We start from the raw sequence: 8,688 nt of genomic DNA, 5'->3' as shown, positions 1-8,688 counted from the left end.
CCCCTGCTCCCCCGCGCGCGCGGGGGAGCAGGGGCAGGGGCTGAGGGGGCATATTGGCAGCCGACTCCAAAATGAGAATTGCTGCGGCTCTGGACAGTGTATGAAACGCGTGTAGAATACGTGCCAGCAACAGACGTCTCCGAAGCGCTGCTTGCCGTCAATGTGCGGTAGAAAGGAGTCTGCGCATGGATCTCCCGGACGTGGAGTCCGTGTTTGAAACACCGTTCGATAACCCGCTGGTGCCGCGCCTGCCGATACAGTACCGCAATTGCGAGATTCTGACCGCCTTCTACCGCACCAACGCCGAGGCGGCGCGCCGGCTAGTCCCCGAACCGCTGGAACTTACCGGGGAGGTTGTCATCGTTCATCTGTATCACGCCAATGACACCGACTGGTTCGGCCACTATGACGAATCCGCGGTGCAGATTCCGGTGCGCCTGCCCGGCACCGACATTGCGGGCGTCTACTCGCCGTACCTGTTCTTGAGCAATGACGGCGCGGTCGCGGCCGGGCGCGAGATCTACGGCCAGCCGAAGAAGGGCGGGCAGCCTCGCCTCGAGGCGCGCGAGGATCTGTTCGTCGGCACGGTGACGCGCAATGGCATCGACGTGATTACCGTCACGCTGCCGTACAAGCAGCAGCGGGCGCCGGCGGACGCGCTCAACCGGTATGGCGATTTCCGCACCAATATTAACCTGAAGGTCGTGCCCAACGCGGACGGCAGCACGGCGATCCGCCAGTTGACCGCACGCACCTTGAGCGACGTTCAGGTCCGCGAGTGCTGGTCAGGCGGGGCGACGATTGAGTTGCGGGCCAATGCCCAGGCGCCCGTCTACCGGTTGCCCGTGATCGAGATGCTGGAAGGCTTTTACTGGCGCGTCGATTTTGTTTTGCCGTTTGGGCGTGTGATTCACGACTATCTGCGAAAGGGGTAACTCCAATGGGCGTGTCCGGGAAAGTTGCTGTGGTGACTGGCGGTGGCGCGGGCATCGGCCGGGCCGCCTGCCTGGCCTTTGCCGGCGCGGGCGTCAATGTGCTGGTGGTCGACAACAATCCCGTGCTGGGTGCCGAGACGCAGGCATTGGTGGAAAAGGGCGGCGGGAAAGCGCGCTTCGCGCAGGCCGACGTCTGCTCCGCCGCCGATGTGCAGGGCTACGTGGCGTCGGCATTGGAATCGTTCGGGCGCATCGATGCGTTCTTCAACAATGCAGGCATCGAGGGCATCGTGTCGCCGTTGACAAGCTACCCGGAAGAGATGTTCGACCGGGTGCTGTCGGTCAACGTGAAGGGCTGCTTCCTCGGCCTGAAGTATGTTCTGCCCGTCATGCTCGCGCAGAAGTCCGGCAGCATCGTCAACACGGCGTCTGTGGCCGGCCTGGTCGGCGCGCCGGGGCTCGCGGCGTATGTCGCCAGCAAGCACGCGATTCTGGGGCTCACGCGCACGGCGGCCGGCGAGTGCGGGCGCAGCGGCGTGCGAGTCAACGCGGTCTGCCCGGGGCCCATTCAGACGCGCATGATGACGTCGTTGGAGGCGATGTCCAATCCGGCTGACCCGAGCGCGGTGGCACGGAGCAACCAGGCGCGCAACCCAACCGGCCGCTACGGCACGGCCGAAGAGGTGGCACAGGTCGTGCTGTTCCTGACGTCGGACGCGGCCAGCTATGTCAACGGCGCCGCCTGGACAGTCGATGGCGGGCGCACATCAATTTAGAGCCGCACCATGCGCTGCTCTCGCGAACGACATCTCTGAATAGAACCCACACCATGGTGGTTGCCCGGCCAATCCGGGCGTGGCGCGCGGGATCGGTTCCGGTGCGCTGGCGGACCACGGTGACGCGCATCCAACCGCACTTGTGGCAGCTACAGGAAAGCTCATGCAATCTGGCGAACGACTCATCAGTCAAAAAGTGTTAATGATCGACGACGAACTTGCGGAACAGTCCGCCAGCGGGCGCGCCTCGCGGGCGCTGGCGAAGGAACTGCGCGACCGCAGCGTGGACGTCGTCGAGGCGACCTCGGCCGATGACGGGCGGGCCGTCGTGCTGTCCGATCCGTCGATACAGGGTGTACTGGTCGACTGGAGCTTGAGCGACGACGCGACACACGACAAAGCGCGGGCGCTGATTGCGCTGATCCGCTCGCGCAACGTTCATCTCCCGATCTTTCTCATGGCCGAGCGCAATGACGCCGACAGCATCACGGCTGACGTGATGCGCGAAGCGGACGAGATGATCTGGATGCTCGAGGATACCACCTTCTTCATTGCGGGACGGGTGGTAGCCGCGCTGCGCCGCTATCGCGATGCGATCGTGCCCGCATTGACCAAGGCGCTGATCGCGTTTGCGCAGGTGTATGAATACTCGTGGCACACGCCGGGGCATACCGGCGGCACGGCGTTCCTGAAGTCGCCGATCGGGCGCGTATTCTACGACTACTTCGGCGAGAATCTGCTGCGCTCGGATCTGTCGATCTCCGTGGGCGAACTTGGCTCACTGCTGGACCACAGCGGCCCGATCGGGGAGAGCGAGCGATACTGCGCCCGCGTCTTTGGCGCCGACCGCGCCTATACAGTCACCAACGGATCGTCCACCGCCAACCGAGTGATCATGATGTCCTCCGTGACCCGCGGCGACTACGCGTTGTGCGATCGCAACGCGCACAAATCCACCGAGCAGGCGCTGACCCTGACCGGCGTGATTCCGACCTATCTGCTGCCGTCGCGCAACCACCTGGGCATGATCGGACCGATCTATCCGGAGCGCCTGGCGCCGGATGCTGTCAAGGCGGCGATAGAGGCCAACCCGCTGGCGCACGACAAAACCCGGAGCGCCGCCCACGCGATCATCACCAATTCCACTTACGATGGCCTGACGTATCGCGTGCCGCGCGTCATCGATCTGCTCGACCAGAGCGTGGATCGAATTCACTTCGACGAAGCATGGTTTGGTCACGCACGTTTCAACCCGCTATACCAGAATCGGTTCGCTATGTACGGCGATCCGAAGGACTACCGGCGCGACGGTCCGACGATCTTCATGAGCACATCCACTCATAAGTTGTTGGCGGCGTTGTCGCAAGCGTCGCTGATCGCCGTGCGCGACGGGCGCAAGCCGGTGGAGCACCGGCGCTTCAACGAGGCGTTCATGATGCATGCCAGCACGTCTCCGCAGTATGCCATCATCGTGTCAAACGAGGTTTCGGCGGCGATGATGGACGGCGCGGGCGGCCTAACCCTGACGACCGAAGCGATTGCCGAGGCCGTGGCCTTTCGCAAGGCGCTGCGCCGGGATCGGCGCGACTACCAGAAGCAGGGCGACTGGTTCTTCAGCACCTGGAATGCCGACAACGTGCGCGATCCGGCCACGGGCCAGATGATCGCGTTTGAGGACGCGCCCGACGCTCTGTTGATCGGCAACCCCGACTGCTGGGTGCTGCACCCTGGCGAGGCCTGGCACGGATTCTCAGGTCTGGAAGACGGCTACTGTATGCTCGACCCGGTTAAGGTCTCGGTTGTGACGCCCGGCGTGTCCCCTGATGGCTCCCTCGAGGCAACCGGCATTCCGGCGACGCTCGTCACCGCATATCTCGCCCGGCGCGGTATCGTGGTCGAGAAGACCACGGACTTCACGATCTTGTTTCTCTTTTCGCTGGGCGTGACCAAGGGCAAGTATGGCACGCTGATCAACGCGCTACTGAAGTTCAAGGACGACTACGACGCCAATGCTCCGCTCGAGGACGTGTTGCCTGCCGTTCTCGCGGTCGCGCCCGCTCGCTATGCGGGGATGGGCTTGCGCGATTTGTCCGGTGAGATGTTCGCACAGATGAAGGATACGGGACAACTGCAATTGCAGGCGGCGGCGTTCTCGACGCTGCCCGTGCCGGAGTTCACGCCGGCCGATACTTACTCGAAGCTCGTGTACAACGAGGTGGAGCCGGTGCCGGTTGATGAGATGGCCAATCGCGTCGTGGCCACGGGTGTGGTGCCGTATCCGCCCGGTATTCCGATGCTAATGCCCGGCGAAAACGCCGGTGCCAGCGACGGTCCGTGCCTGGGGTACCTGCGCGCGCTGCAAGCCTGGGATCGCCGCTTTCCCGGCTTCGGGCACGAAACGCATGGGGTCGAGAACAGCGATGGGACGTACCTGGTGCATTGCTTACGGCAGCATACACGGTAGCGACGTGGATCAGGCCTTCAAGTCAGGGTAGCACCGTGCGCCTGACAATGGGCTCTCTGAGACAAATCGCGGCACGCACTGCACGCCCGTCTGGCATCGCTGTCCGTTCAATCGGCCGCCACAATCAGAGCGGCGCAACACCCCGGGAAATAGGTGCGGGAAGGCTCTGGAACGGGGCGCGCTCGGGCGTCTCTGCCGGACGATGCGCAAACCACGCTCGAACACGTCGGTTTCGACGATCTGCAACTCTTCGCCGCAGATGTAGACTGGTTCGAGCTTGTTCAGGTATGGGCTGCGCGCACTCGTATTTCCTGCGACGCATCATCATGGCCGATGCCGCCTATTGCCCGAAGTCGCTCTTTTCCAGTGCGAACGCTGCGGGCTGCCCGCCTCGCTGAATCTTCAGCGACATGCCCGTAAGCACGTATTCGGGTTGCGTGGCGGTCATACGCCCGGTGTAGACTCCGCCGCCCCGGTTTTCAAGCGGTACGACGACGTATTCGTCGTGCTCGCCCTCCATGCCGTTCATCGCTTCGACAAGTCTCAGTTCCACGCTTGCGTCCGCGATCGGCCGGCCCGCATCGTCTGAAAGCGCGAGGCTGAACGTGATCGCATTGCTGAGGCTTGGCGGATACGGTTCGAACCGCATTGCCGCCACGATACCCTGTGATCCCTGCGACCAGTGCGGAGCGTTGCCCTGGACAAGTAACGATGCTGAACGAGCCTGCGCGGCAGGCGGCGCCGGTGATGGATTCGGCGCTGCGGTGGCCGCGACGCGAGTCGGAGCATACGTTGGGGTGACCGTGGCGACAGGCGCCGCACTGGCTGGAGTCACCGTGGGAGTCGCAGCTGCTGAACATGCCGGGAGCATGATGAATAATCCGGTGAACAGTACCACGCGCAAGGCGCCCGAACGCATTTGTATCTCCTGGAGCAAGTGGTGATGCCAACCGCTCTGCAATGCCCTTCTGCGCTGAAGTAGCTGGCGCTCGGCTGAAACGCGGCCGATGGCCACGGCACGCGCCCTATTCCGCTTAGTGGATGGGCCGACATTGAATCCAGTGCCGGGATGCTGCCCCGGAAAATCTCTTACGCGCCGTAGATGCGGTCACGCGCCTTTCCGATAATTACCTTGCCTTCTCTGACGGTCAGTTCGTATTCTGGTAGTGGCCGCGGAGGTGGTCCCGAAATCACCGATCCGTTCACGGGATTGAATAGCCCATCGTGGCAGGGGGAGTGGATGACATTCTTCTGCGGATGCCAGTAGACTACGCACCCCAGATGGGTGCAGATGGCCGAGTATGCTTTCAGGCCGCCCGCTTTGGTGTTGACTACGATCACGGGTTTGCTGTTGACGCTGACCACCGTGCCGCTGCCGGGCGGAAATTCGGCTGCATTCCCTACAACGACCGGGCCGGCATAGCTGGCCGCTGCGCTTTTGGGCCAGAGGTATCCGATGACCGGCACCAATATGCCACCGAGCGTGGATGCGACGGAGAAGCCGATTAACGTGCGAATGAGCTTGCGCCGCATAAGGAATGTGCTTTGCGCGCGGCCTTCTTGTTCTGTCATACGTACCTCCTTGCGGTGGCGCACATCGCACGCTGCCCTGATGCCTTTGGAGACTCTTTGAGTGCCCCGCCGGCCTATGCGGTGCGGCCGGATTTCTGTGCGCGATATAGCGCCAGCGTCCCCACAATCGTCATAAAGCGTGTGGGTTCAGCGACCGACTCAAAGCCGGCCCGTTGGAACAGTTCCGGCAAGCGACCGTCGATATTCTCGGATGCGTGTTCGAGCCGACGTATGATGCGTGAAACGGCGTAGGCGAACACATTGTGCGGCTTGCCCAGGTCGGCCACATGCAACTCCCCGCGCGGGGTCAAGACACGAAATATCTCGCTCAGCGCCTCCCGCTTGCCGGTCGCATCGAGGTGATGGAAGACCAGGCTGGAAACGACGCGGTCAAAATAGCCTTCTGAATACGGTAACAGAGATGCCATTCCCTCATCAAACCGTACACCCGCCCCGGCCCGGGCTGCTTTGGCGCGCGCCAACGCCAGCACCTGCGGGTCGCCATCCAGCCCCACAACCTCGGTATCCGGCTGTGCTTGTTTGATCATCACGGCCAGTGTCCCCGTGCCGCAGCCCATGTCTAGCACCCGCATGTGCGGCTTGATGCGTGCTTGCGCGATCAACTGGCGCTTGAACTGTGCCTCGCGCATCAGCAGGCGCACGGCGGGATCGAACAGCGGCGTCAGAGCTTTGAATCTGAGCGCGGGGATGTATCTCCCGCTGCTGGTCATCAGCTAACCTTGAATCGGCGCAAACGCAGCGCGTTCAAGATGACTGATAACGAACTGAACGCCATCGCGCCGCCGGCGAGGATCGGGTTCATCAGCCAGCCAAAGAACGGATAGAGTACACCCATCGCCACCGGAATGAGCGCGATGTTGTAGCCAAAGGCCCAAAACAGGTTCTCGCGTATATTGCTCATCGTCGCGCGCGAGAGCCGGATGGTCGCGGGGACGGAGCGCAGATCGCCGTTCATCAGGGTAACGCCGGCGGCTTCGATGGCGACGTCGGTTCCGGTGCCCATGGCGATACCGAGATCGGATGCCGCCAGGGCCGGCGCGTCGTTGATGCCGTCGCCGACCATCGCCACAACCATGCGCTCTTGCTGGAGCGCGCGCACGTGCTGTTCCTTGTCCTGCGGCAGAACATTGGCGACGACCTGATCGATGCCGACCTGTCTGCCGATCGCCTGCGCCGTGCTCAGGTTGTCGCCGGTAATCATCAAGGTCCTGACGTGCATCTTTTTCAATGCCGCTATCGCCTCGGATGCGCTCGGCTTGGGCTCGTCGATTACGGCGATCAGCCCGACTGTCTTGCCGTCTGCCGCAACCGCCATTACCGTCTTGCCCCCGGTCTGAAGCTCCGCCAGTGCCGGTGCAAACTCGCCGAGCGGGACGCTGTTTTCATCCATCAAGGCGCGGTTGCCGAGCAAGACGGTTTGCCCGTTGACCGTGGCGCGCACGCCCCGCCCCGCCACGGCCTCGAAGTTGCTCGCGTCCAGCGCAGCAATATGCAGTTGGCGTGCACGGCTGTTGATTGCCTCCGCGAGCGCGTGCTCCGACTGCTTTTCCAGCGCGTAGGCCAGCGATAACACCTGCGTCTCATTCCCGCGCAAATCGGTGACGACCGGTTTGCCGGCGGTGAGTGTGCCGGTTTTGTCGAATATGATCGCCTGCACGCGTTCCGCGCGCTCCAGGCTTTCGGCGTCTTTGATCAGGATGCCGTACTGGGCGCCCTTGCCGGTGCCAACCATAATCGACGTCGGTGTCGCCAAACCCATCGCGCAGGGACACGCGATGACGAGCACGGCCACGGCATTGACGAACGCGTAGCTTGCCGATGGTTGCGGTCCAAATACATACCAGACCGTAAAGGTCGCGATGGCGAGCATGATCACTACGGGCGTGAAGACAGCCGTGACTTGATCGACGAGCCGCTGGATGGGCGCTTTTGACGACTGTGCTTCCGAGACCAGTCGCACGATCTGGGCCAGAACCGTATCCTGACCCACCTTGGTGGCGCGAAATCGGAACGCGCCCGTCTTGTTAATCGTCGCGCCGATGACCGGATCGCCCGGCCCTTTTTCCACCGGGATGCTCTCACCCGTCACCATGGATTGATCCACGGTCGATGCGCCATCCAACACGTCGCCATCCACCGGGATCTTCTCACCAGGGCGGACCAAGATGAGGTCGCCTGCCACCACCTGTTCCAGCGGCAGGTCAACCTCCGCCCCGTCGCGCAGCACCCGCGCAGTTTTGGCGCCCAGCGCCAGCAAGCGGCGGATCGCATCGTTGGCGCTGGTCTTGGCGCGCGCCTCGAAATACTTGCCGAGCATGACCAGCGTGATGACGACTGCGGCCACGTCGAAATAGGTTTGCGCCTCCACAGCGCCCAAAACCCCGGGCGCTAACGTGATCAGCGCTGAATAGCCGTAGGCGGCGCCCGTGCCGACAGCCACCAGCGTGTCCATGTTGGCGTTGCGATGCCGCAGGCCGCGCCAGCACGAGATGAAGAACTGCCCGCCGACGTACGCGACAACGGGGGTGGTCATGCCCCACAGAATTATATTGGCCCACTGGGTGGGCAGAATGGGGGTGAACGCACCCGCCACAATCGCAGCGGAAAGGACCGCTCCGATCACGACCTTCTGGCGCAGTGCACGCAACTCGCTCTCGCGCAGCATCTGCTCGTGATCGTGAGCAGGTTCCTCTTCGTTGACTACTGTTGCGTCGATGCCGAGCACGGCGCGAACGCGCGTGATGAACATTTCCGGGTTTCCCCGCTCATCGTCATAGGCGATAACGAGCGTTTCCGTGATTGGGTTGAGCGATACGTTCGACACGGCGGGAATGTCGCGAATGACCGACTCCAAACTGCTTGCCGCCGATGCGCTATCCGCCCCGTGCAAATTCAGTTTGAGCGAGATCTGGTGTGTCAT

Annotated in this window: 7 protein-coding genes; 3 read left to right on the top strand and 4 right to left on the bottom strand. The window is 62.8% G+C overall.

The features are described from left to right. The first annotated feature begins 185 nt into the window (after positions 1-185). From HZB53_19900 to HZB53_19890, 3 genes are all read left to right on the top strand, one after another. Positions 186-935 carry an acetoacetate decarboxylase family protein gene (locus tag HZB53_19900; GenBank protein ID MBI5879917.1) on the top strand — a complete coding sequence of 250 codons (750 nt, stop codon included), beginning with the start codon at positions 186-188 and terminating at the stop codon, positions 933-935. A 5-nt stretch (positions 936-940) separates the two neighbouring features. Next, the gene (locus HZB53_19895; protein MBI5879916.1) at positions 941-1,711 is read left to right on the top strand and encodes a glucose 1-dehydrogenase; all 771 of its coding nucleotides are present in this window, start codon (positions 941-943) and stop codon (positions 1,709-1,711) included. Between the two features lie 163 nt (positions 1,712-1,874). Beyond that, a complete protein-coding gene (locus HZB53_19890; GenBank protein ID MBI5879915.1) occupies positions 1,875-4,175 on the top strand; it encodes an arginine decarboxylase in 2,301 nt (766 codons plus the stop codon). A gap of 340 nt (positions 4,176-4,515) precedes the next feature. Here the strand turns inward: HZB53_19890 and HZB53_19885 are convergent, their stop codons facing one another. The 4 genes from HZB53_19885 to HZB53_19870 form a co-directional block, all read right to left on the bottom strand. Then, positions 4,516-4,728, bottom strand: coding sequence for a hypothetical protein (locus tag HZB53_19885; protein MBI5879914.1), 213 nt, complete (start codon positions 4,726-4,728; stop codon positions 4,516-4,518). 536 nt (positions 4,729-5,264) lie between these two features. Beyond that, positions 5,265-5,747: a Rieske (2Fe-2S) protein gene (locus HZB53_19880; protein MBI5879913.1), complete on the bottom strand. Its 483-nt coding sequence runs from the start codon at positions 5,745-5,747 to the stop codon at positions 5,265-5,267. A gap of 74 nt (positions 5,748-5,821) precedes the next feature. Then, positions 5,822-6,478 (bottom strand): methyltransferase domain-containing protein, encoded by a 657-nt coding sequence (locus HZB53_19875; GenBank protein MBI5879912.1) that lies wholly within the window; start codon positions 6,476-6,478, stop codon positions 5,822-5,824. Then, positions 6,478-8,688: a copper-translocating P-type ATPase gene (locus HZB53_19870; protein ID MBI5879911.1), complete on the bottom strand. Its 2,211-nt coding sequence runs from the start codon at positions 8,686-8,688 to the stop codon at positions 6,478-6,480. Before HZB53_19870 ends, HZB53_19875 begins: the two co-directional genes overlap by 1 nt.

The organism is Chloroflexota bacterium (assembly GCA_016235055.1).
Lineage (GTDB): Bacteria > Chloroflexota > Anaerolineae > JACRMK01 > JACRMK01 > JACRMK01.
Note: the sequence above shows the minus strand (reverse complement) of the source record. Positions and strands in the feature narration are given on the sequence as shown.